This is a genomic window from Kitasatospora sp. NPDC043949, assembly GCF_056435365.1.
In genome coordinates this window covers 10,176-33,037 of record NZ_JBWKEQ010000023.1, presented here as the reverse complement: position 1 = coordinate 33,037, position 22,862 = coordinate 10,176, and the positions used below count along the sequence as shown (strand labels likewise).

At 74.2% G+C, this 22,862-nt stretch carries 24 protein-coding genes; 11 read left to right on the top strand and 13 right to left on the bottom strand.

All coding sequences use genetic code 11. The annotated features are described in order from the left end of the window. The first annotated feature begins 149 nt into the window (after positions 1-149). The 4 genes from sigK (AC07AL_RS20145) to AC07AL_RS20130 all read left to right on the top strand — a co-directional run bounded on the left by sigK (AC07AL_RS20145) (position 150) and on the right by AC07AL_RS20130 (position 4,152). On the top strand, positions 150-734 hold the full coding sequence (sigK, locus tag AC07AL_RS20145) for an ECF RNA polymerase sigma factor SigK (RefSeq protein ID WP_363586779.1): 585 nt from the start codon (positions 150-152) through the stop codon (positions 732-734). Beyond that, entirely contained in the window at positions 731-1,480 is a 750-nt protein-coding gene (locus AC07AL_RS20140) for an anti-sigma factor (protein ID WP_363586778.1), read from the top strand. Before sigK (AC07AL_RS20145) ends, AC07AL_RS20140 begins: the two co-directional genes overlap by 4 nt. 307 nt (positions 1,481-1,787) lie before the next feature. Next, a complete protein-coding gene (locus tag AC07AL_RS20135; protein ID WP_478317866.1) occupies positions 1,788-3,407 on the top strand; it encodes a molybdopterin-dependent oxidoreductase in 1,620 nt (539 codons plus the stop codon). Between the two features lie 73 nt (positions 3,408-3,480). Further along, positions 3,481-4,152: a fasciclin domain-containing protein gene (locus tag AC07AL_RS20130; RefSeq protein WP_478317865.1), complete on the top strand. Its 672-nt coding sequence runs from the start codon at positions 3,481-3,483 to the stop codon at positions 4,150-4,152. Between the two features lie 604 nt (positions 4,153-4,756). Here AC07AL_RS20130 and AC07AL_RS20125 read toward each other — a convergent pair. Together AC07AL_RS20125 and sigK (AC07AL_RS20120) are read right to left on the bottom strand one after the other, a co-directional pair. Next, positions 4,757-5,812: a MerR family transcriptional regulator gene (locus tag AC07AL_RS20125; RefSeq protein WP_478317864.1), complete on the bottom strand. Its 1,056-nt coding sequence runs from the start codon at positions 5,810-5,812 to the stop codon at positions 4,757-4,759. 309 nt (positions 5,813-6,121) lie between these two features. Beyond that, positions 6,122-6,748, bottom strand: coding sequence for an ECF RNA polymerase sigma factor SigK (gene sigK, locus AC07AL_RS20120; RefSeq protein WP_363631015.1), 627 nt, complete (start codon positions 6,746-6,748; stop codon positions 6,122-6,124). 370 nt (positions 6,749-7,118) lie between these two features. On the opposite strand from sigK (AC07AL_RS20120), the gene AC07AL_RS20115 reads away from it, so the two are divergent. The 4 genes from AC07AL_RS20115 (at position 7,119) to AC07AL_RS20100 (ending at position 9,992) form a co-directional block, all read left to right on the top strand. Continuing rightward, complete coding sequence (locus AC07AL_RS20115; protein ID WP_363586835.1) at positions 7,119-7,658, top strand: SigE family RNA polymerase sigma factor; 540 nt, start codon at positions 7,119-7,121, stop codon at positions 7,656-7,658. Next, on the top strand, positions 7,658-8,296 hold the full coding sequence (locus tag AC07AL_RS20110; protein ID WP_363586775.1) for a PASTA domain-containing protein: 639 nt from the start codon (positions 7,658-7,660) through the stop codon (positions 8,294-8,296). The genes AC07AL_RS20115 and AC07AL_RS20110 overlap by 1 nt, the downstream gene beginning before the upstream one ends. A gap of 216 nt (positions 8,297-8,512) precedes the next feature. Then, complete coding sequence (locus tag AC07AL_RS20105; RefSeq protein ID WP_363586774.1) at positions 8,513-9,145, top strand: carbonic anhydrase; 633 nt, start codon at positions 8,513-8,515, stop codon at positions 9,143-9,145. Between the two features lie 205 nt (positions 9,146-9,350). Further along, positions 9,351-9,992, top strand: a complete 642-nt coding sequence (locus AC07AL_RS20100; RefSeq protein ID WP_363586773.1) for a flavin reductase family protein — start codon at positions 9,351-9,353, stop codon at positions 9,990-9,992. 84 nt (positions 9,993-10,076) lie between these two features. On the opposite strand, the gene AC07AL_RS20095 is transcribed toward AC07AL_RS20100, so the two are convergent. The 4 genes from AC07AL_RS20095 to AC07AL_RS20080 all read right to left on the bottom strand — a co-directional run bounded on the left by AC07AL_RS20095 (position 10,077) and on the right by AC07AL_RS20080 (position 15,858). Beyond that, positions 10,077-10,583: a DUF6882 domain-containing protein gene (locus AC07AL_RS20095; RefSeq protein ID WP_363586772.1), complete on the bottom strand. Its 507-nt coding sequence runs from the start codon at positions 10,581-10,583 to the stop codon at positions 10,077-10,079. An 87-nt stretch (positions 10,584-10,670) separates the two neighbouring features. Beyond that, positions 10,671-11,258, bottom strand: coding sequence for a hypothetical protein (locus AC07AL_RS20090; protein ID WP_063352909.1), 588 nt, complete (start codon positions 11,256-11,258; stop codon positions 10,671-10,673). A 296-nt stretch (positions 11,259-11,554) separates the two neighbouring features. Then, on the bottom strand, positions 11,555-11,767 hold the full coding sequence (locus AC07AL_RS20085; RefSeq protein WP_063352910.1) for a DUF4287 domain-containing protein: 213 nt from the start codon (positions 11,765-11,767) through the stop codon (positions 11,555-11,557). 107 nt (positions 11,768-11,874) lie between these two features. Then, positions 11,875-15,858 (bottom strand): Pls/PosA family non-ribosomal peptide synthetase, encoded by a 3,984-nt coding sequence (locus AC07AL_RS20080; RefSeq protein WP_363586771.1) that lies wholly within the window; start codon positions 15,856-15,858, stop codon positions 11,875-11,877. Between the two features lie 325 nt (positions 15,859-16,183). Here AC07AL_RS20080 and AC07AL_RS20075 point away from each other — a divergent pair, with 325 nt between their 5' ends. Then, on the top strand, positions 16,184-16,915 hold the full coding sequence (locus AC07AL_RS20075; protein WP_478317863.1) for a histone deacetylase: 732 nt from the start codon (positions 16,184-16,186) through the stop codon (positions 16,913-16,915). Between the two features lie 175 nt (positions 16,916-17,090). Here AC07AL_RS20075 and AC07AL_RS20070 read toward each other — a convergent pair whose 3' ends face one another. From AC07AL_RS20070 to AC07AL_RS20055, 4 genes are all read right to left on the bottom strand, one after another. Next, positions 17,091-17,558, bottom strand: coding sequence for an NUDIX domain-containing protein (locus tag AC07AL_RS20070; RefSeq protein ID WP_478317862.1), 468 nt, complete (start codon positions 17,556-17,558; stop codon positions 17,091-17,093). A gap of 75 nt (positions 17,559-17,633) precedes the next feature. Next, on the bottom strand, positions 17,634-17,882 hold the full coding sequence (locus tag AC07AL_RS20065) for a hypothetical protein (protein WP_478317861.1): 249 nt from the start codon (positions 17,880-17,882) through the stop codon (positions 17,634-17,636). After that, complete coding sequence (locus tag AC07AL_RS20060) at positions 17,882-18,076, bottom strand: hypothetical protein (protein WP_400810393.1); 195 nt, start codon at positions 18,074-18,076, stop codon at positions 17,882-17,884. The genes AC07AL_RS20065 and AC07AL_RS20060 overlap by 1 nt, the downstream gene beginning before the upstream one ends. An 85-nt stretch (positions 18,077-18,161) precedes the next feature. After that, complete coding sequence (locus AC07AL_RS20055; protein WP_400810395.1) at positions 18,162-19,376, bottom strand: helix-turn-helix domain-containing protein; 1,215 nt, start codon at positions 19,374-19,376, stop codon at positions 18,162-18,164. Between the two features lie 185 nt (positions 19,377-19,561). Between AC07AL_RS20055 and AC07AL_RS20050 the strand changes: the two genes are divergently transcribed. Further along, entirely contained in the window at positions 19,562-19,795 is a 234-nt protein-coding gene (locus tag AC07AL_RS20050; protein WP_363630918.1) for a DUF397 domain-containing protein, read from the top strand. Between the two features lie 126 nt (positions 19,796-19,921). Here AC07AL_RS20050 and AC07AL_RS20045 read toward each other — a convergent pair whose 3' ends face one another. From AC07AL_RS20045 to AC07AL_RS20035, 3 genes are all read right to left on the bottom strand, one after another. Further along, positions 19,922-20,422, bottom strand: a complete 501-nt coding sequence (locus tag AC07AL_RS20045; protein WP_363587894.1) for a nucleoside deaminase — start codon at positions 20,420-20,422, stop codon at positions 19,922-19,924. A gap of 77 nt (positions 20,423-20,499) precedes the next feature. After that, positions 20,500-20,970, bottom strand: coding sequence for a cyanase (cynS, locus tag AC07AL_RS20040; protein WP_350881326.1), 471 nt, complete (start codon positions 20,968-20,970; stop codon positions 20,500-20,502). A 90-nt stretch (positions 20,971-21,060) separates the two neighbouring features. Continuing rightward, positions 21,061-21,675 (bottom strand): carbonic anhydrase, encoded by a 615-nt coding sequence (locus AC07AL_RS20035; protein ID WP_363587813.1) that lies wholly within the window; start codon positions 21,673-21,675, stop codon positions 21,061-21,063. Positions 21,676-21,798: 123 nt separating this feature from the next. On the opposite strand from AC07AL_RS20035, the gene cynR reads away from it, so the two are divergent. Beyond that, a complete protein-coding gene (gene cynR / locus AC07AL_RS20030; RefSeq protein ID WP_363630916.1) occupies positions 21,799-22,707 on the top strand; it encodes a transcriptional regulator CynR in 909 nt (302 codons plus the stop codon). Positions 22,708-22,862: the final 155 nt, after the last annotated feature.

The following is a 22,862-nucleotide window of genomic DNA, read 5'->3' as shown; positions in this document are numbered from 1 at the left end:
CGCCAGGTGCGGCTTCGAACGCCTGACGTCGCCGTGTTCCGTCGGCCCTGCCGGGTGTCCGCCCGGCCGGGATTCCCTGGAGGTCGTGCCATGCCCACCGTCCACTGGCCGGGGCCGTCGCCCGTGTGTTGCGAGCGCGAGGCGGCCGGATGAGTACGGTCGTTCACCTGTCCGGGCCGGGGCGTCCGGGCTCCGACCTCAAGGAGTTGCTGAGCAGGACCGCGCGCGGCGACCGGGAGGCGTTCGGTCGGCTGTACGACGCGGTGGCGGGCCCGGTGCTGGGGCTGGTCCGCCGGGTGCTGCGGGATCCGGCGCAGTCCGAGGAGGTCGCGCAGGAGGTGATGCTGGAGGTGTGGCGCACCTGCGCCCGCTACCGGCCCGAGCGCGGGGAGGTGCTGGCGTGGGTGCTGACCATCGCCCACCGCCGCGCCGTGGACCGGGTGCGGGCGGCGCAGGCGTCCGCCGACCGCGACCGGCGGGCCGCCGCCGCCTCGCACGCGCCGGCGTTCGACGAGGTCGCCGAGCAGGTCGAGGGGCGGCTGGAACGCGAGCAGGTGCGGCGCTGCCTGAAGGGGCTGACCGAGCTGCAGCGGGAGTCGATCACGCTGGCCTACTACCGCGGGTACACCTACCCGCAGGTCGCCGAACTGCTCGGCACCCCGCTGGGCACCGTCAAGACCCGGATGCGCGACGCGCTGATCCGGCTGCGCGACTGCCTGGGGGTGGGAGCATGAGCGGCGCCGACCTGCACACGCTGACCGGCGCCTACGCCGCGCACGCCCTCGACGCGGACGAGCGCGCGCAGTTCGAGCGCCACCTGGCGCAGTGTCCGGCCTGCGCCCGGGAGGTGGCCGAGTTCACGGCGACGCTGGCCAGGCTGGGCGCCGCGCAGGCCGTCGCGGTGTCCGGGGAGCTGAAGTCGCGGGTGATGGGCGCCCTGGACACCGTCCGGCAGGAGGCCCCGCGCGCCGCGGCCGGACCCGACGGTGCCCGGCGCCCCGGGCGGCTCGCCCGCGGCTGGCCGCGGCTGGCGCTGGCGGCCTGTCTGGCGGCGGCCGCGGCCCTCGGCGGCGTGGCCGTCCAGCAGCACCGGGAGGCGGACCGGGCCAGGGCCCTCGCCGCCGCGCTGCAGCGGCACCAGGACCAGGTCACCGGGCTGCTGGCGGCACCCGACGCCCGGCGGGCGAGCGGCCCGGCGGCCGGCGGCACCGGCACCGGGGCGGTGGTCTGGTCGCACGACAAGGGCCGGGCCGTCCTCCTGGCCTCCGGCCTGCCCGCCCCGGCGGACGGCACGGCGTACGAGCTGTGGTTCGACGACGGCGCCGCGATGCGCCCGGCGGGGCTGATGCCCCGGGGCGACGGCGCGTTCCTGCTGGACGGCCCCCTGGACGGTGCGCGCGGTATCGGGGTCACGGTGGAGCCCTCGGCCGGCTCCGCGCACCCCACGGGGGCGCCGGTCCTGCTGATCCCGTTCACCTGAGCGGGAGGGCCGGGCCGGGCCGGGCGGCTGGCCCGGCGGAAGGCCGGGTCGGGCCGGGGCCAGGAGACCGTGAGGGTGCCGCTCAAGGGCGCCCCGGACGTCCCCGGGCGCCCTTGAGCGGCCTCGGCCCGGGGCGCCGGGGCCGGGTCTCCCGGCGGTCCGGCCCGTTCCGCAGCCCGTTCCGCAGCCCGTCTGCGGCCCGTCCGCGGCCCTCAACCCTGGCCGGGCGGTGTCACCCGGCCAGAGCAATGTCACCCGATCGGGGGGTATCCGGACTCGCACCCATCCGGTGGAGCCGGACCGCCGAATGAGGACCGTGACCGATGAGACGAGCAGCAGCCCGCCGGGCGCCCTCCCCCGAGCACGCACCCGTGCCGCCGGGCCGGCCGTGGCGGCGCTGTGCGGGCTGGCGGCCGCCGCCGCGGCCGTGGGAGCCGGTGAGGCGGCGGCGGCGTTCACCCGCCCCCAGGCCTCACCGGTGGTGGCGATCGGCTCGGCGGCGATCGACCTCGCGCCCACCGCCGTCAAGACGTGGGCGGTCCAGCGGTTCGGCACTGGCGACAAGACGGTCCTGCTGGGCGGGATCTACACCGTCATGGGTCTCGCGGCCGCGGCCCTCGGCGTGCTGGCCGTACGCCGTCGCGGCGCGGCCGCCGCCCTGTTCACGGCCTTCGGCGGCCTCGGCGCCTGGGCCGCGCTGGCCCGCCCGCAGGCCCTCCCCACCGACCTGCTGCCCTCCGCCGCCGCGGCCGGCGGCGCGGTCGCCGTGCTGTGGTGGCTGGCCGGACCCGCCCTCTCCCCCGGCCCTTCCCCCGGCCCTTCCCCTTCCCTTGGCTCGGGCCCGGTCCGGCCGGCCGGGCCCGAACGGCGGCGCGTCCTGGCGGCCGGCGCCACGATCGGCACGGCCGCCGCCCTCGGCACGGCCGGACGCGTCCTGTCCGACCGGCGCGGCGACGCCAGCGCGGCCCGCGCCGCCGTCCGCCTGCCGCCGCCGCTGCGCCCGGCTCCACCGCTGCCGCGCGCCGTCGGCGCCACGGTCCCCGGCCTGCCCCCGTTCATCACCCCCACCGCCGACTTCTACCGCGTCGACACCGCCCTGACCCTGCCGCGCATCGACCCGCGCGCCTGGTCGCTGCGGCTGCACGGCCTGGTCGACCGCCCGCTGCTGATCGGCTTCGACGACCTGCTCGCCCTCGGGCTGGAGGAGCTGGACCACACCCTGTCCTGCGTCTCCAACGAGGTCGGCGGCCCCTACGCGGGCACCACCCGCTGGCTCGGCGCCTCGCTGCCCGCCCTGCTGCGCCGCGCCGGCGTCCGCTCCGGCGCCGAGCAGCTCGTCGGCCGCTCGCAGGACGGCATGACGATCGGCACCCCGGTCGAGACGCTCCTCGACGGGCGCCGGGCGCTGCTCGCGGTGGCGATGAACGGCGAGGCGCTGCCCGTCGAACACGGCTTCCCCTGCCGCACGGTGGTGCCCGGCCTCTACGGCTACACCTCGGCCACCAAGTGGCTCGTCGACCTGGAGGTGACCACCTTCGCCGCCCGCGACCCGTACTGGGTGCGGCGCGGCTGGGACCGCACCGGCGAGGTCCGCACCGCCTCGCGGATCGACGTGCCCGCGCCGTTCGCCCGCGTGCCGCCCGGCGACGTGACGGTGGCCGGCACCGCCTGGGCCACCCACCGCGGCATCGCCGCCGTCGAGGTGCGCGTCGACGGCGGGCCCTGGCGGCAGGCCGAACTGGCCGCCGACGCCGGGCCCGACCTGTGGCGCCAGTGGACCCACGCCTGGACCGGCGCCGCCCCCGGGACCCACCGCCTCGAGGCCCGTGCCACCGACGGCACCGGGGCCGTCCAGCCCGCCACCCGCACACCTCCCCACCCCTCGGGCGCGACGGGCTGGCACAGCGTCGTCGTCACCGTCACCTGACCCCACCTCATGACCTCCCCACCCCTTCGGCATCCGGGATCCGCCCGATGCCACCTGACAGGAGAATCCGTCCATGAACACGACCGTCCTGGTCCGCAAGCCCTTCGCCGCCGTCCTCGCCGCCGGCCTGCTGGCCGCCTCCCTGAGCGCGTGCAGCAGCAGCGGCGAGGCGAAGTCCTCGGACACGGCCAAGAGCACCAGCGCGACCGCCGCGGCCCAGCCGTCCGGTGCCCCGGCTTCCGGTGCCCCGGGCGCCGAGCAGGTGACGGCCGGGCAGCCGTTCGGCACCGCGTGCGCGGCCGTCCCCAAGGACGGGGCCGGCAGCTTCAGCGGCATGGCCAAGGACCCGGTCGCCACCGCCGCCTCCAACAACCCGCTGCTGTCCACCCTGGTCACCGCCGTCAAGCAGGCCGGCCTGGTGGACACCCTCAACTCCGCGAAGAACATCACCGTCTTCGCCCCCACCAACGACGCCTTCGCCAAGCTCCCGAAGAAGGACCTCGACGCCGTCCTCGCCGACAAGGACAAGCTCACCAAGATCCTCACCTACCACGTCGTCCCCCAGCGCCTGGCTCCCGCGGCACTCGCCGGCGGCCACAAGACCCTGGCCGCCGACGACCTCACCGTGACCGGCGCCGCCCCGGACTTCACCGTCAACTCCGCCGCCAAGGTGCTGTGCGGCGACGTCCAGACCGCCAACGCCACCGTCTACATCGTCGACACCGTCCTGATGCCCGCCTCCTGACCCGGCATCAGCCCATGAACCGCGGCCCCCGGCGAACAACCCCCCGGTAGCCGGGGGCCGCACCCCCCACCTCCCGCCCCCGCCTGCTTGCCCACCAGCTGACTATGTAGACCGACCGACATATTCTCCCCACGTCCCGCAGGCCCACCCGTGCACAGGAAGTCGGACCCGCCGACTTCCTGTGCACGGTGGCATGGCGGCACTGCGGCGCTGCGGCCCCCACCAGGGAAATATGTAGACCGACCGGCATATTTCTCCTGGGCCACGATTCCGGCCGCGCGAGAAGTCGGCAGGTCCGACTTCTCGCGTACGCCGAACCGCTCCCATTCCCCAGGCTCTCGCCGCTCCGTGCATGTGCGGCCGAATATGTAGACCGACCGATATATTTTTCCGTTTCGCAGGCCGCCCGCCCGCAGGCCCCGCCGCGTGGCGAAGCCGAGGGCGAGCCACCCCGCACAGGAAGTCGGGCAGGTCGACTTCCTGTGCGCACTGCGGGCGCGATCGAATCTGTAGACCGGTCGGTATATTCACTCCGGAGCCGACGGCGCGAGCCCGCGGGCAACGCTGTACGGCGCACGTTCCGCGGTTCCGCAGGGGCGGGGGTTCAGCGCAGCAGGTGCTCCAGCTGGTCGAGGGCGGTGGGCAGGTCGCGGGGGCGCAGAGCGCCCGGGGGGCGGCGGGGGCCGGTCCAGCCGGGGCCGGCGGTCAGGACGACGGGACGGGTGCGGGCACCGTGGGGGCCCCAGGTGGTCTCGGCGACACGGCGGGCCAGGGCCCGGTCGGCGGTGCGGGCGACCTGGGACCAGAGCAGGACGGCGGGCGGGCCGGTGCGGCGGACCGCTTCCAGCAGGGCTTCGGTCGGCAGTGCCGGGCCGAACATCCGAAACGGCAGACCCCGTTCGGCCAGCCCCGCAGCCAGCGCCTCCAGCGGCAGGGCATGCAGTTCGGCGGGCATGCCCGCGAGCAGGACGGCCGGACCCTGCGGCGGCTCGACCCGGTCGGCGGCGCGGCGCAGAGCAGCGGCGACGTGCCAGGACAGCAGGTGCTCGACCTCGACGTAGCGCTCGCCCTCGGCGGCCCACTTGCGGCCGGCGGCGCGCAGCGCGGGCATCATCACCTCGGTCCAGGCGGCGACCGGGCCGAGGGTGTCGACGCTGTGTCGCAGGATCCGGGCGAGCTCGGGGGCGTCGAGGCGAACGGCCGCGCGGGCCAGCCCCCGGCACTCGGGGCGGACGGTGCCGACGGGCAGGGCGTTCCCGCCACCGGGGGCCGGCCCGCCGGCAGGCGGCCCCGGCGGCCCCGACGGCTCGGGCGGCTCGGGCGGCTCGGGCGGCCCTGACGCCTCGGAGCTCTCTGGCGGCCCGGACGGTCCTGGAGCCTCGGCGGCGAGGGCGAGGCGGGCGGCCTCGGCCGGGGTGACGCCGCGGGCGGTCAGGCGGCACATCTCCGCCAGGACGGCGACGTCCCGAGGGCTCCACTGGCGGTGGCGCCCGGGGTCGCGCCGGGCGGGGCCGATGCCGTAGCGGCGTTCCCAGGAGCGGACGGTGGTCGGGGAAACGCCGAGCATGCGGGCGAGGGCACCGGTGGTCAGGCTGGCCTGGGCCGGCGGCCGGTCGGCGGAGGCAGCCGCGGGGACGGGGACCGGGACGGGGACGGGCACATGCGTGAGCCTATGCGGGGCAGGCCGGGGCAGCGGGCGTCGCGGATGCGGGCGGCAAGCAGGGCTCGTTCCCCGGAAGCCATCGGCGCGCACAGGAAGTCGGACCCGTCGACTTCCTGTGCGCACCACGACCGCGGGTCCGAGCGGAATATGTAGGCCGGTCTAGAGATTCGCCCCCCCGGCGCGCCGAGGACCCCGGCAGGGCAGGCCCGGGCACAGAACCATGCCGCCGGTGCGCACAGGAAGTCGGACCTGTCGACTTCCTGTGCGCACCACGATCGCGGGGCAGAGCAGAATATGTAGGCCGGTCTACAGATTTGGCAGGCAGGTGCGGGCGCGGGGCTGTGCCGGGTGGGGTGGGGGGTCGGCGAGTTGGGTGCGTAGGCGTAGCAGGGCGTCGCGGATGCGGGTCTTGACGGTGCCGAGGGGGGCGCCGAGGGCTTCGGCGGTCTGGGCTTGGGTGCGGCCGCCGTAGTAGACCAGCAGCAGGCATTCGCGCTGGACGTCGGTGAGGGTGGCCAGGGCGCGGCGGACCCGTTCGCGTTCCCGGCCGCGGTCCAGGTCGCGTTCGACCTGGTCGGCGACCTCGTCGAAGACCGGGGTGTAGGCGCGCAGGGCGGCGGTGCGGTCGCGGTCGGCGGTGGCCTGGGCGGAGCGGACCCGGTCGACGGCGCGCCGGTGGGCGAGGGTGAGCATCCAGGGCAGGACCTCGCCGCGTTCGGCGCGGTAGCGCGCCGCCTCCCGCCACACCTGCAGGAACACCTCCTGGGTGACCTCCTCGGCCTGGGCGTGGTCGCGCAGCACCCGTAGCACGAGGCCCAGGACGGTTCCGGCGGTGGCGGCGTACAGCTCCTCGAAGGCCCACTCGTCGCCGCCGGCCACGCGTGCCGCCAGGGCGCGCAGCCCGGCCTGTCCGCCGCCGCCCGGGGGTTCGATGCCGGGGGGTTCGGTGCCGGGCGTCTCGTCTGCCGGGGGCCAGGGTGCCGGGGGCCGGGGTGCCGGGGGCCGGGGTGCCGGGGGCCGGGGTGCCGGGGGCCGGGGTGCCGGCCGGTCGATCAGTGCGTGCACACTGCGACCGTCTCGGAGCGGCCACCGCCCGGGCTACTCGCATCGTTTGCGCATCGCTGTGCCCGCGCGCGTGCTCCCCGGGCTGCCGCGGTGGTCCGGCCCGTTCGGCCCGTTCGACTTCGAAGCGCTGTGAGCCGCGTCACTTTCGCGGTGGCGGTGCAGCAGGGCGGTGCCGGGGGCCGTCATGGGGGCGAAGGTGACGGCGGAAGAGTGAAGAGAGCGAGGGCGGCGGGTGAGGCTGCGCAGGGCCAGTCCCGGGATCGACTTCGTCGAGTTCGTACAGCAGCGTTCGGGCGCGCTGTTCCGGACGGCGTACGTGCTCACCGGGGACGCGCACACCGCGGAGGACCTCGTCCAGGAGGCGCTGGAACGATCCTGCCGCAACTGGCGGCGGGTGGCGGCCGCGGAAGCGCCCGAGGCGTACGTGCGCCGGATCCTGGTGAACCTGGTCAACGACCGCTGGCGGCGGCTGAGCCGCTCCGGCGAGCGGCCCGCCGCGGCGCCCGGCCCCGAGCGCGCCGACCCGCGCGACGCCTACCGGTCGGTGGAGTTGCGCGCGGAGCTCGTCGCGGCGCTGCACACGCTGCCGATGGGGATGCGCACCGTGGTCGTCCTGTACTACCTCCACGACCTGGGGGACCAGGAGATCGCGCAGACGCTGGACATCTCCCCCGGCGCCGTGCGCTCCCAACTCGCCCGCGGCCTCGCGAAACTGCGGTCCGCACTGCCTCGGCAGGACGTCCCGTCCGCGCCGCCGACCTCGCGCGGAGGTGCGTGATGACCCGCTTCCCGTCCCACGATCCCGGTCGCGACGCCGACCACCCCGACTTCGACCCCGACCCCGACCCCGGCTCCGACCCCGACTTCGACAAGGAACTCCTCGCCGCCATGACCGCATTCGCCGACAACACCCCGGCCCCCGTCATCGACGCCCTCGCCATCCGGCGCACGGTGCGCCGTCGCACCGTGCTCAGCGGCGCGGTGGCGGCGGCCGCGGTGGTCGCCATCGGCACGGGTGCGGCACTGCTCGCGCCGGGTTCGGGTCCGTCGCCCTCCGGCGGCCTGCCCGCGGGCCCCGCGAACGCCTCGGCGCCGATGTCGTCCGGCACACCCTCCCCCGACGCGCCCTCCGGCACGCCCGCGCCCGGGCCCTCGATGGCCTTCGGCACCCCCACGCCGCCGCCGATGCAGCCGACCGACGGGGTGCAGGTGAGTGTGCCGCCGCTCGCCAACCTGGCCAAGGACGCGGCCATCAGCGCGCTGGAGACGGCGGGACTGCGCTACGAGGTCCACGAGTTCACCGACTGGAACGTGCCCGCCGGGTCGGTCATCAACTCCGAGCCGCAGGCCGGCCGCACCGCACCTGCGCACTCGACGGTCCAGGTGTTCGTCTCCAAGGGCAGGCCGGGCCGCTGACCGGCACTGCCACGTCCAACGCCGCCACACAGGAGGCGAGTTGACGATATCCTCCGGCCTCCCGCCACGCGGGCGGCGAAGGGGCCGGGCGAGGCCGTGCGCAGCGGGGTGGGCGGGCCGTGGACTGGGCCGGCCGGGTGAGGAGCGACGCGGTGCCGGGCCTCTGCCCCGGCCCCCCTGCTGCGGGCCCCACCTGCGGCGATCTAGGGTGCAGGCATGATCTCCTCACCGATATCCGGCCCCGACCAGGCGATGCGGGTGCTGATGGAGGGCAATGCCCGTTTCGTCGCGGGCAGCCCGGAGCACCCCAACCAGGACGCCGGGCGCAGGGCCGCCCTCGCCCCGGCGCAGCGGCCCTTCGCGGTGCTGTTCGGCTGTTCGGACTCCCGGCTGGCGGCCGAGATCATCTTCGACCGGGGGCTGGGCGACCTGTTCGTGGTGCGGACGGCCGGGCACGTCACCGGGGCGGAGGCGCTGGGCAGCATCGAGTACGGGGTGAGCGTGCTGGAGTGCCCGCTGGTGGTGGTACTGGGGCACGACTCGTGCGGCGCGGTGGGCGCGGCGATGGAGGCGCTGGACCAGGGGCGGCTGCCGGGCGGGTTCGTGCGGGACGTGGTGGAGCGGGTCACCCCGAGCGTGGTGTCGGCCCGGGCCGCGGGCATCGAGGACCCGGACGGGATCGTCGACGAGCACATCCGCCAGACCGTGGACCTGCTGCTGGAGCGTTCCCAGCTGTTGGCCGCCAAGGTGGCCGAGGGCGCGGCGGCCGTCGTGGGCCTGTCCTACCGGCTGCGCGACGGCCAGGCCCGTACGGTGGCCGCTCGCGGTCCGGTCAGCGCCGCGTTCTGACCGCCGGCCCGTACGGGTGCTGAACCCACCCGTACGGCCGAATCGGCGTGTCGGACCGAGCCGACGCGTGCAGGGCCGTCCGGCGTAGGGCCGTCCGCCCCCGCCGGGGCCGGGAACGCCGTGTCCGATCACCGCCAGCGCCCCCTCCCGGGCGGGGGCAGAGTCGGAGACCGGCAACGGTTTCCCACCCAAGGACGGCATTCCCGTGCACAAGGCCACCGACCTCAAGGTTCTCTACTTCGGCACCCCGGTGGTGCTGATCAGCTCGCGCAACGAGGACGGCGGCGCCAACCTGGCGCCGATGTCCTCGGCGTGGTGGCTGGGGCAGTCCTGCGTGCTGGGCCTCGGCAACACCGCCCAGACGGCCGTCAACCTGCGGCGCGAGGGCGAGTGCGTGCTCAACCTGCCCTCCTCCGGGCAGGTCGACGCCGTCGACGCCCTCGCGCTGCTGACCGCCAACCCGGATCTGACCGAGCACCGGCGGCAGCAGGGCTACCGCTTCGAGCGGGGCAAGTTCGCCGCCGCCGGGCTCACCGAGCAGCGGTCGGAGCTGGTGCGGGCGCCGCGCGTCGCCGAGTGCCCGGTCCAGCTGGAGTGCCGGTTGGAGGCGGCCGCGCCGCTGGCGGGCAACCCGCACTGCACCGCCTTCGAGGTCACCGTGGTGCGCGCGCACGTCGAGGAGCGCCTGATCGTGCCCGGTACGGACCACTACGTGGACCCGCTCGGCTGGGATCCGCTGATCATGAAGTTCTGCGAGTTCTTCGGCGACGGGCGCCGGCTCGCCCCCTCCCGTCTCGCCGAGGGCTGGCAGATGCCGGGCCGCCTGCCCGCCGGTGCCCGGGCCTGACGCCCCGCCGCGGGTCCGCGAGCTCCCGCCGCCCGCCCGGCCGCCCGACGAGCCGCCCGCCTACCTGCCCGCCCGCCCGGCCGCCTAGTCGGCCGCCGCGGCGGGCACCAGGTCGTGGAGCAGGAAGTGGAGCTCCGTGTCGTCCGTCGACTCCACCCACAGCCCGTCGGCGTCGAGCACCGAGGCCGCGACCATCCGCGCCTCGGCGACGAGTTCGGGGTGGGAGTCGAAGCCCGGCCACGGCAGGACGGGGAAGTCGTTGTCCTCGCCGAAGCGCCGCACCCGTTCGATGTCGCCCAGGACGGCGGGCGGCAGCGACTCGTTCGCCCAGGACCACAGCCAGGTCTGCCGGGCGAGGCTGACGCTGCCGATCATCGTGAGCCGGCCGGTGAGGAACACCTCGCTCTTGCGCGACCACTTCCTCCTGCGCGACCAGGTGATCCGCGCGTCGTCCATCGACCAGTGGTACTGCACGTCACCTGACAGTCCGAAGCGCTCGACCATGAGGGCCTGCCGCGAGCGGGCACGTTCGCGGGCCGCGATCACGACGCCCTCCCACCGGGAGTGGTCGTGCTTCGAGTGGTCGTCCACCGTGCCTCCTCGTACGGAACTGCCGGCAAGATCATCCCATCCGGCCTGCTGCTCCGTCCGGGCCCGGCGTGATCCGCAGGAGAGCCCCTACGCGCTGGCGCCGCAGGAGTCGCAGATGCGGGTGGCGGGCAGTTGGAGGAAGCAGGAGGGGCAGATCGCCGGGGGGCGGGGCGGGGTGGCGGCGGCCGCCTTGCGGTTGACGGCCGCTTGCAGGCGCGGGGCCAGGGCGGGGGTGCCGCCGTCGGCGGGCAGCTGGGCGCCGAAGTGCCGGTAGCAGGCGAGGCGGGCGGCGGCGGCGTGGTGTTCGCGGTCCATGTCCGCTGCCAGCGGCGGCTGTCCGGCCACGGCCAGTACTTCCTGGTAGCCGACGCCGACCATGCCGTCGGTGGAGTGGACCACCAGTGCGGTCAGCGGCGGGTCCCCGCGGCGGTGTGCCTCGCGCACCACCAGGGCCAGGACTTTGCCGATCCAGGTGCGCTGGTGCACCCGGGTGCGCACCCCGGCCGCCTCCTGCACGGTCTCGGCCAGTTCGGAGTAGGTGATCACCGCGTGGTAGCGGCGGGCCACGTCCACCAGGGCCGGGTAGGCGGCCCTGGTCCAGGCGACCTGGGCCTGGGTGGAGCTGACCGCCGAACCGTCCGCGACCCGCCAGTAGCCGCGCTGTTGCTGTTCCATTCGACCGCCCCTGAAACCTCGTCCGCCGGCCCCCGCCGGGAGCGAGGCTACCCCGCCCTCCGGCGCCTCGGGCCGCCGGGGGCTTGACTTCAAGTGCTGTTGAAGTCGTCGAATGGGTCCCGACCGCAGCCGTACGGGCATCGCGGTCGATGCCCCGCCCGTACGGAACGACCCGGGTCCGGGGCCGCCTGCTTCCCGATCGTGCCGCAGGCGGCCCCGGCCCCGTCGTCGTCCGCCGGCCCACCATCCGCCACGGGGCGCAGGCCGGGCGTCACCAGCAGAGCCGGGCGACGGGCTCAGGCCGCGGCTTCGGCGAGGGTGTGGGCGACGAGGGCGTTGGCGTGGCCGTGGCCGAGGCCGTGCTCGGTCTTGAGCCAGGCGACGAGTTCCATGTGCTTGCCGAGCGGGGAGGCGCGGATGAGGTCCTTCCACTCGGCGACGGGTCGGCCGTACTTCTTCTCGATGGACGGGAAGTAGCTGGCGGGGCCCTTGGCGGGGGTGGCGGTCATGGTCGGTACGCCCTTTCGGGAACGGACGGGAACGGATGCGGTCGCGGTCTACACAGGTAGGACCGCGACCGCATCGTCAACTCATCGCCCAGCCGAAGTGATCTGCATCACACTCCGACCTTGCGCTTGGCCCGCCGCCCGGCGACGGGGGCGAGGGCGGGGTCGGCGTTCCAGGCGGCGACGGGGTTGCCGAGCCAGCGGGTGGTGCCGGGGACGTTCTCGCCGCGCATGACCAGGGAGGCGGGGCCGACGGTGGTGCCGGCGCCGAGGGAGGAGTTGAGCAGGACGATGGAGTGCGGGCCGGTGGTGGAGCCGGGGCCGAGGTGGACGGGGCCCAGGCGCATGACCCGGTCGTGGAAGAGGTGGGTCTGCAGGACGGTGCCGCGGTTGACGCTGGCGCCGGCCTCGACGGTGACGAGGTCGCTCTCGGGCAGCCAGTGGGTCTCGCACCACACGCCGCGCCCGATGTGGGCGCCGAGGCTGCGCAGCCAGGCGTTGAGGTAGGGCGTGCCGGTGATGCTGGAGCCGCCGAAGGGCATGGCGAGTTCCTCGACGAAGCTGTCGTAGAGCTCGTTGCGCCACACGAAGGTGGACCACAGGGGGTGTTCGGCGACGCGGAAGCGTCCGACGAGGAGCCACTTGGCGGCGGTGGTGACCAGGCAGGCGACGAGGGCGGCGCCGATGAGGACGAGGCCGGCGGCGGCGAGGGCGCGCGGGAGGCCGTAGTCGTCGCGCAGTTCCTGGAGGGTGGCGAGGACGAGGTCGCCGAGGAGGGCGGCGAGGACGATGGGCAGCAGGCGGCACAGTTCGACGCCGGCGCGGGCCCACATCAGGCGCCGGGGCGGGTTGTAGGTGCGGGCGTCGCCGCCGGCGGCCGCGACGCGCGGCAGGGCGAAGGCGGGGCGGCCGAGCCAGGAGGAGCCTTCGGGGGCGTTGACGGGGGTGTCGGACAGGACGCCGACGAGGGAGTTGTCGGGCAGTCGGCGGCCGGGGCCGACGATGCCGGAGTTGCCGACGAAGGAGCGGCGCCCGACGTGCGAGGGGCCGATGTGCAGCCAGCCGGCGCGCAGCTCGTAGGGGGCGACGAGGGTGTCGTCGGCGAGGAAGGCGCCGTCGTCGACGCGCATCAGGCCGGGCAGGGCCAGGACGGTGGAGGCTTCGACGCGGCGGCCGACCTTGGCGCCGAGCAGGCGCAGCCACACCGGGGTGAAGAGGCTGGCGTAGAAGGGGAAGAGGGTGCGCCGGGCGGTGTCGCTGAGCCGGGTGACGGCCCAGGCGCAGAAGGCGACGCGGCCGTGGGCGGGGTGGAAGCCGGGGCGCAGCGGGATGGACAGGAGGCGGACCGTGGTCGCTATCAGCGTGGCGTGGCACACCAGGGTGAGGGCGGCCAGCGGGATGGTGGCGGGCAGGAGTTGGAGGAGGGCCGCGGTGAGGGTGCGGTCGCTGTCGACCATCGTGAAGACGATGGCGAGCGCGGGGAGGGCGGCGATGATCGGCAGGAGGCCGAAGACGGTCAGGCCGACGCCGTAGGCGAGGTTCCAGAAGCGGGAGCGGGGGGTGGCGGCGGCCGCGGGCCAGGTGGTGCGGGCCTCGGTGGAGGGCCGGGCCGGGGAGCCGTGCCAGTGTTCGCCGGCGGGTACGGCGCCGGTGACGCAGGAGCCGGGGGCGATGTCGGCGCCGGCGCCGATGCGGGCGCCGGGCATGAGGGTGGAGCGGCCGCCGATGCGGGCGCCGTCGCCGATGTCGATGTGGCCCAGGTGGAGGGTGTCGCCGTCGAGCCACCAGCCGGCGATGTCGGCTTCGGGTTCGACGGTGGCGCCGGCGCCGATGCGGGCGAGGCCGGTGACGGGGGGCAGGGTGTGCAGGAGGACGCCAGCGCCGATGCGGCAGCCGAGCGCGCGGGCGTAGCGCAGGGCCCAGGGGGTGCCGGCGAGGGCGCCGACGCCGAAGAGGGTGACGGCGCGTTCGGCGGCCCACAGTCGCAGGTGGGCCTGGCCGCCGCGGGGGTGGCTGCCGGGGCGCAGGCGGGCGGTGAGCAGGCGGGCGGTGCCGGCGGCGAGGAGGGTGCGGCCGGGGGCGCTGTAGAAGAGGAGGAGGCCGGCGGCGACGGGCCACCAGGAGCTGTGCGGGGCCCAGCTGAGGTGGTTGCCGATGAGGTTGTCGAAGGCGGTGAGGGCGAGGATCCAGCGCAGTCCGGAGATGCCGAAGACGCCGAGCAGGATGAGGGTCTGCCACAGGCCGGCGCTGGCGGGGGTGCGGCGCACGGTGCGGACGGGGGCGGGGGTGGGGGTGCGCGCGGCGCCGCCGGTATGAGGGGGGCCGGCGAGGTTGTCGAGGTAGTCGGCGAGGTCGCCGAGGACGGGGTGGGCGTAGAGGTCGGCGACGGAGACGCCGGGGTGGCGGGTGCGCAGTTCGGAGACGAGGCGGGCGGCGGTGAGGCTGGAGCCGCCGAGGGCGAAGAAGTCGTCGCCGTGGCCGGGGGCCATGCCGAGCATGCTCTCCCAGCGGCCGGCGAGCCAGCCGGCGGTGCCGTCCAGGGGGGCGGCGGTGCCGGGGGTGGCGGTGCCGGTGGTGGCGAGCGGCCAGGGCAGGGCGTTGCGGTCGACCTTGCCGGACGTGCGGGTGGGCAGGGAGTCGACGAGGGCGAGGACGGGCACGAGCGGGGCGGGCAGGCGTCCGAGCAGGTGCTGGCGGGCGGCGGTGAGGTCGGGGGTGGTGCCGGGCTGGGCGACGAGGTAGCCGACCAGCAGGTCGGCGCCGGCGGGGCTCTTGCGGACGGCGGCGGCCGCGGCGCGGATGCCGGGCAGGGCCTGGAGGGCGGCGTCGATCTCGCCGAGTTCGATGCGCCGGCCGCCGAGTTTGATCTGGTCGTCGGCGCGGCCGACGAAGACGAGGCCTTCGGGGTCGTTGCGCACGAGGTCGCCGCTGCGGTAGACGCGCGGGGAGGCGAGGGCGGGGTGGGCGCTGAACTTCTCGGCGTCCTTGGCGGGGTCGAGGTAGCGGGCGGTGCCGATGCCGGTGATGAGGAGTTCGCCGGTCTCGTACCAGGGGACGGGGTGGCCGGCGGCGTCGACGACGGCGATCTCCCAGCCGTCCAGGGGGGTGCCGATGCGTACGGGCTGGCCGGGGAGCATGCGGGCGGCGGTGGCGACGACGGTGGTCTCGGTGGGGCCGTAGGTGTTCCAGAACTCGCGGCCGGGGGTGGCGAGGCGCTCGACGAGTTCGGCGGGGCAGGCCTCGCCGCCGACGATGATCAGGCGCACGGCGTCCAGGCACTCCTGCGGCCACAGGGCGAGCAGGGTGGGGACGGTGGAGATGGCGGTGATGCGGCGCTCGACGAGCCAGGGGCCGAGGTCGGTGCCGGCCTTGACGAGGGAGCGGGGGGCGGGCACCAGGCAGGCGCCGTGGCGCCAGGCCAGCCACATCTCCTCGCAGGAGGCGTCGAAGGCCACCGACAGGCCGGCCAGGACGCGGTCGCCGGGGCCGAGCGGCTGCTGCTGGAGGAAGAGGCGGGCCTCGGCGTCGACGAAGGCGGCGGCGGAGCGGTGGGTGACGGCGACGCCCTTGGGGCGGCCGGTGGTGCCGGAGGTGAAGATGATCCACGCGTCGTCGGCGGGGGTGGGCCAGGCGGGGTTGCCGCGGGGCTCGGCCCCGGAGCCGGGGGCGAGCCGGCGTTCGGCGCCGAGGACGGCGCACACCTGGGCGTCCTGCCAGATCATGTCGGCGCGCTCGTCGGGGTCGTCGGCGTCGACGGGCACGTAGGCGGCGCCGCAGCGCAGCACGGCCAGGATGGCGACGTACAGGTCGGCGGTGCCGGAGGGGATGCGCACGCCGACCCGGTCTCCGGTGCCGATGCCGTGCCCGGCGAGGACACCGGCGAGGGTGTCGACCTCGTGCATGAGGGCGCGGTAGTCGAGTACGGCGGTGCCGGTGTCCAGCGCGGGTGCGTGCGGGTGGGCGTCGGCGGTGGCGGTGACGATGTCGAGCAGGCTGCGGGGGTGCGCGGGCCGGACGGCCGGCCAACCGGCGGCGTGGGCAGGCCCGGGACGGTTCAGCGTTCCCGGTCCTGCCATGTCCTGGCGTGCGTCCATAAGGAGTGTCCTCGGCTGGGAGTAGTCATAAGGATGAATGCGGGGAGTCACCTTGCGTGGTGCCTCACTCACCATGACTCGACTGGGAGCCCGCTGGATGCCGTGAAGGTGGAGTCAAAGGAACTTTTCATTTTCGGCGACATATGGGGGCATCAGGGAACGATTCGAAAGTCATTTCGGGGTTTTTCGATCGCTTTCGGTGGCGAAGGGTAATCGCCGGAGGCAGGAGGCATATGACGGGAAGGCGAAGAGTGGTCTACGCCATAGCGGCGGGGACGCTACCGGTAGTGAAAGCGGACCCACCAAATCTGGAGGTTTAGCGATGATGGTGGCCGGATCCCGCCGGTGGCCGGCCGACGCCGGGAGCAGCGTCGGGAGCGGCGTCGGGAGCGGCGCGTCCGGTAGCGCGGAGGGCGACGCGGCGGGCGACGCGCGGCTCGTCTGGTACGCGGCGTACGGGTCGAATCTGCACGCCGCCCGGCTCGCCTGCTACCTGCGCGGCGGCCGCCCCGACGGCGGCGCGCGCACCTACCCCGGCTGCCGCGACCGCCGCCCGCCGCGCCGGGACGTGGCCACGGTGCTGCCCGGCACGCTGTACTTCGCGCGGGAGTCGGCGGTGTGGGGCGGCGGCAGCGGCTACTACGATCCGGACGCACCGGGTGAACTGCCTTGTCGGATCTATCTGGTGACGGCCAGTCAGTTCAGTGACATCGCCGCCCAGGAGATGCACCGCTCCCCCGGCGCCGACCTCGACCTCACCCGCGCCCTCGCGCACGGACGCGACCAACGCGGGCCCGGCCGGTACGAGACGCTGGTGCACGCGGGCGCACTGGACGGGCACCCGCTGCTGACCTTCACCGCCTCCGAAGGCCTGGCCGGCGCCGCACTCAATCCACCCTCGGCGCCCTATCTGCGCACCCTGGCCGCCGGCCTGGCCGAGTCCCACGGCTGGAGCACGCGCCGCTGCGCCGACTACCTGGCCTCCCGCCCGGGCGCCGCCGGGCACTGGAACGCGGCGGACGTCCTGGCCGTACTGGGCGGTGGTCTGGACCTTTAGGCGTTGTTCACCCCGTGGTGACCGTACGGTGACAACTACACGGGTTCCGGCCACATCAGGCAAAGGAAGCGCCAGGCCACCGCACGGGTGAACCGGCACTTCCCGCCGGCGGGTGGCGGCGACCGGCGGCGGCCACCCGCCGGCTTCGTCAAAGGCGGTTTTAAGATCGCGCCCTTCAGCTTGAGCGTTGGCCGTGGAGGAGGAGAGGGACGGCGCGGTTGGCGAGGGCTTCGGCGGCGCGGGCGGCCTGGGCGGGGGCCATGACGTCCGGGAGTTCGTGGGCGGGGACGAAGCGGGCGCCGAACAGGCCACTGCGGTGCCGGGGCGGGACGGTCAGGCAGGTGTCGTCGCGCACGGTGCCGCCGTCGAAGACCAGGTTGAGGCGCTCCAGGTAACGGTCGGCGGGGGTGAAGTCGACGGCCAGGACGTCCGTGAGGCGCAGGTTGAGGCCGGTCTCGGCGTGGAGGTGGCGGGCGGCGGCGAGGTGCGGGGGCTCGTTGGGCTGCGCGGCGCCGCCGGGGAGGATCAGGCCGTCCATGTAGTCCGGGTCGACGAGGAGGACGTCGCCGCGCGGGTTGCGGACGAGGACGAGGCAGCCGAGCCGGCACACCGGCGGCTCGGCGAGGAGACGGGGGTCACGCATCGGGCGGTTCACTTCCTGAGGGCGGCGAGGAGTACGAGGGAGAAGCCGGCCCACCAGAGCAGGCGGACGAGGAATTCAGTCGTCATGCGTGAGGCGCTCGTAGCGCAGCCCCTTGCGCAGCAGGTCGACGACCCGCAGGAGTGCGGACGGGCGGGCGCAGCCGAGGCCGATGAGGTAGCAGCCCGTCCTGCGGCCGTGCTCCCAATCCACCTCGACGGAGGGCAACTTCACCCCGCCCAGGGCGAGGACGGTGGTCAGGTCGTCCAGGACGTCGGCCGCCTGCCGCCGCTGGTCGGCCGTGGCCCGGTAGACCTTCTCCCCCATCACGCCCCCACCTGCCGCCGAACCTCGAACCCCCGCCACGCGCTGAAGGCAGCGGAGAAGGAGGAGAAGGAGGCCAGCTCACCCGAGGCACCGCTGCGCAGCCACTCCCCCGTCGTCTCGTTCCGCACCCGGTAACACCGGCCCTCCGGGTCCCAGCGGACCCCGTAGCCGTGGAGCTTGATACCTACAGTCATCTTTTGACTCCTCTCTGTATTCGCACTGAGAGGTTCTCGTGGCGGCCACGACATCAACAGGGACGGAGCGTCCTAGTTTTGGGATCTAGTCAGCCAGCCCCAGGGAGCGGGCGAGCCTCTTCAGGCCGGGCGGGCGCGCCGGGCCTGCCCAGAGGTCGGAGACGATGGCCACGGCGAGGGTGTGGTGCCGCATCCAGCCCGGCGCTACTCGCTGGAGCTTCTCCAGGGTCGCCACCGCTCCCGCTGCGTCCCCCATGTCCGTGTACGCGCGTGCCACGTCCAGGAGCAGCCAGGTCCGCCAGGACACTGGGGTGTCGTTGCTGAGCCGGATTCCCTTCGCGAGTCCCAAGGCCTCCTCCGGCCTGGCAAATTGGACCGCGAGCCGAACCCGCTCGATGCGCACCGAGGAGCTGTTGAACACGCTGACCATCCGGCCGTCGGCCGAGGCGGGAAGCTTTGACAGGCGTCTGGTCGCTTGTTCTGCGGTCAGCATCATCTCGGATGCTCCGTCATAGTCGCCGCTTCGGGCCGTGCTGGTCGCTGCGGACATGATCAGTCCGCCCCACACCTTGAGCCCCTCCGCCTTCGACGAGTGCTCGTTCTCCACTCCGTCCGCTGCGTGGATGGCCAGCGTCTGCGCGTCGCCGAGCCGGTTCTGGCGCTGATACGCCCAGGCCACCGAGTTGCAGATCATCGCCCCCAGCAGCGGGTCTTCCGCCGAGTCCGCTGCCGCTATTGCCCGTTCGAGACTGGACAGGCCGAGATCCGTCTTACCGAGACGGATCGCGAGATGCCCGCCCAGTTGGAGAGCCTTGCCGAGCGCATGGTTACCGGCCAGGCGGTCCTCGCCGCGACCCACGGCCGCGGCGAGGCGGGCATCCGCGATTATCGCCGGCAGTGTCTCCATGACCCTGCCGAAGTCGGCCGCGTGATACAGGGTCCAGGCCTCTGCGATCTCGCCACGCAGCAGCGGAATCGACAACTTCTCCACGCCGTCCGCCACCGGCAGCGGCGTGAACAAGGGCGGCATGATCGCCCGCCGCACCGCGACCAGCCCCGGCGGATCCGCATCACCTGTCGACGGCACCGCCGGTGGATCGCCCAGAAGCGCAGTCAGCTCAACACCAAGCCCCTTGGCCAGCGCGTGAAGTGTCGGAAGCCGCGCCGAATGCTTCCGCAGCTGCTCAAGTTTCCGAACCACATCCACCGACACACCCGACTTCTCAGCCAGGCCCTCCTGCGTAAGATCGGCCAAGCGCCGCAGCCGCTTGACCCGATCCCCAAGATGATCGCTCGCCATACTCCCGACACTACGCGCACGCACGCCCCGACCAGCGCGAGTCACCAACCTCGCACCCCAGCTCACCACCCCGCCCGCCGCCGCCCCTACGCAGGGGCGGCGGCCACCACCTCACCGCCCTGGAACGCCCCGCGTGGGAAGTCGACCCCACCGACTTCCCACTCCACCACTACGGCGGAGGCCAGTTGGCACCACTCGATCAGGAGGCAACCGGTGTTGATGAGCAACCACCCCACCACCTGGCGCAAGAGCACGTAAGCGGACAGGGCGGCGAATGCGTCGAGGTAGCCGACGGCTTCACCGGCGTGCAGCCCGTCCGCGACTCCAAGGACCCCGACGGGCCCGCCCTCCTCTTCCCCTCCCCCGCCTGGCAGGCCTTCGTCACCGCCGTCCGCGCCGACGAGTTCGACGCCCGGTAGACCCGCCTCTCGGCGAACTGACCCGTGGCCTGCGGAGGAGGAAGCCGACTGCGGCGAGGACCCGGCCGTTCTCCAGCCGGATCCACGCGGCCTTCTCGATCGGCTCGGGCATCGTTCGCGCCCTCGTCAGGCCGCGACGGGCGCGCCGGCGACGCGGCGTTCGCCGCCGTTGCGCTCGCGCCACGCCCGGTAGACGTCGATGGCCGCGTCGCTGGGCAGGTAGCGCATCGGCAGCCGGCGCTCGTCCCAGTTCTTGGCGAACTCGGTGTAGAAGGTGGCGAGTTCGAAGTACTTGCGGTCGTCGACGTAGTGCGGTTCGTAGTCGTCGCGGGTGGTGAGGAAGACGACCTCGTCGGGGCTGCAGTAGTAGAGCGAGCCCAGGCACATCGGGCAGGGGTGGGCGAGGACGTAGATGGTGGTGCCGGTCAGGTGCTCGGTGCCGAGCCTCGTGCAGGCGTCGCGGATGGCGAGGATCTCGGCGTGCGCGGTGGGGTCGCCGGTCTGGGCGACCTTGTTCGGACTCTCGGCGAGGATCTCGCCGTCCTTGACGATGACGGTGGCGAACGGGCGCCCGCCTTCGGCGACGTTGCGGCGGGCGAGGTCGATGGTGTGCTGGGCGAAGTCCACGGTGGCGGTTCCCTGCTGGTCGGGGGTGGGGCGGCGGGCCGGGGGACCTGTCGGGTCCACCCCGGCCCGCCCGGGGATCAGAACGGCTTGGTGGGCAGGTACTTGCCGTCCAGGGTGATGACGGCGCGGTGGCCGCCCTCGGGGTCCTCGACGGTCTTGACGTCGAGCTTGAAGTTGATGGCGCTGATGATGCCGTCGCCGAGCTGCTCGTGGACCAGGGCCTTGAGGGTGGTGCCGTAGACCTGGAGCATCTCGTAGAAGCGGTAGATGGTCGGGTCGGTGGGGATGCCGCCGGGGATGCTGCCGCGCAGCGGGATGGTCTGGAGCAGCCGGGCCGCGTCCTCGTCCAGGCCCAGGAGCTCGGTGACGGCCTTGGCCGCGTCGGCGGGCAGGGCGTGCTGGCCGAGCAGGGCGGCGGTGACGAAGGCGACGGACAGGCCGGTCGTGTCGGCGAGCTCCTGCCAGGTGAGGTCCTTGCGGGTCTTGGCGTCGACGACCTCCAGGGCGAGCTGCTGACGGGCGGTCTGGTCGAACTGCGCGTGCACCATGGGGTGGGCCTTTCGGGGATGGGGTCCGGGGCGGGTGCCCGGACCTGGTCTGGGGATGGTGGGAGGGAGTGGTCGGAGGGGACGCGGTGGTCAGCCCGCCAGGGCGACGAACCGTCCGCTGTCGGTGTCGAGCGTCTCGGCGGAGCCGGATCCGATGTCGTAGACCCAGCCGTGCAGGGTCACCCTGCCCTGCACCAGGGCCTTGGCCACCGACGGGTGGGTCTTCAGGTTGGCCAGCTGGGCGAGGACGTTGTCCTTCACCAGGGCGGCGACCCGCTCCGCGCCGGCCGGGTGCTCGGCCGCGTCGGTGCGGGCCTTGGCGACGTCCGCGTGGTGCAGCCAGGTGGCGACGGCGGGCAGGCCGGTGAGGTCGCCGCCGGAGGCGAGGGCGGTCATCGCGCCGCACGCGGAGTGCCCGCAGACGATCACGTCCGTGACCCCGAGCACGCCGACCGCGTACTCGATGCTCGCCGCGACACCGTCCGCGCCCCGGGTGTACGGGGGCACGAGGTTGCCGGCGGTACGGATGACGAACAGCTCGCCCGGATCGGTCTGGGTGATCAGCTCCGGCACGACCCGGGCATCCGAGCAGCCGATGAACAGCGCGGTCGGCTGATGGGTGGTGGCGAGCCTCTTGAACAGTGCCGCCCGGGTCGGGAACACCTCCCGGCTGAACCGCTGGAAACCCTGCGCCATCTCGTTCATGAGGTCACTCCTTCTTCGACGACCGTTGGTGCCTGCCGATGACCTCAACGATGCATGACCTGGTCCTATAGTGTCCAAGACGCGGTAGCCATCATTGCCATCAGCACTGCCTATAGTTGGCTCATGGAACTGCGCCACCTCCGGTACCTGCTCGCCGTGGCCGAGCACGCCAACTTCACCCGCGCCGCCGAAGCCCTGCACGTCTCGCAGCCGACCCTCTCGCAGCAGATCAAGCAGTTGGAGAGCTCGCTGCACGTGCAGCTCCTCGACCGCTCCGGGCGCACCGTGCGCCTCACCGACGCCGGCCAGGCCTACGCCCACTACGCGCGCCGGGCCCTGCGCGACCTCGCGGCGGCCGAGCGCGCGGTGCGGGACGTCAAGGACCTCTCACGCGGCACCCTGCGCCTGGCCGTGACCCCGACCTTCACCGCCTACCTGACCGGGCCGCTCATCGGGGACTTCCACGCGCGCCACCCCGGGATCAGCCTGGACGTCCGCGAGATGGCACAGGAACGCATCGAGTCCGAGCTGGCCGCCGACCAGCTCGACCTCGGCATCGCCTTCGGCGGAGCGCACCTGCCGGCCATCACCGCCACCACCCTGTTCACCGAGCGCCTCGGCCTCGTCGTCGCCTCCGACCACCCGTACGCGGCCCACTCGGGCCCGCTCCCGGTCCGCGAACTGGGCGACCAGCAACTCGCCCTGCTCAGCGGTGACTTCGCGACCCGGCAGCACATCGACCGGTTCCTCTCCGACCACCGGGTCCGGCCGCGGATCGCCATCGAGGCCAATTCCGTCAGCGCGCTCGTCGCGATCGTCCAACGCACCGGCCTCGCCACCGTGCTACCCGACGCCACCACCCGCGAACACCCCCACCTGCGCTCCGTCCCGGTCGACCCGCCGCTCCCCTCGCGCGCCGTCGCCCTGCTCCGCCGGGACACCGCCTACCAGAGCGCCGCCGCCCGCTCCTTCGGCGACCTCGCCCGACACCGGGCCCACACCTTCGACCACACCCCCGACGGCCCGGCCTGAAGCGGGTCGCGCCCGGCGGCCCCGCCCGGGAGAAGACCACCCCGACGACCGCGGAGGGGGGGGGGGGGGGGGGGGGGGGGGGGGGGTGGGTTGTGGCGGCGGGGGGGGGGGGGGGGGGGGGGGGGGGGGGGGGGGGGGAGGGGGGGGAGGGGGGG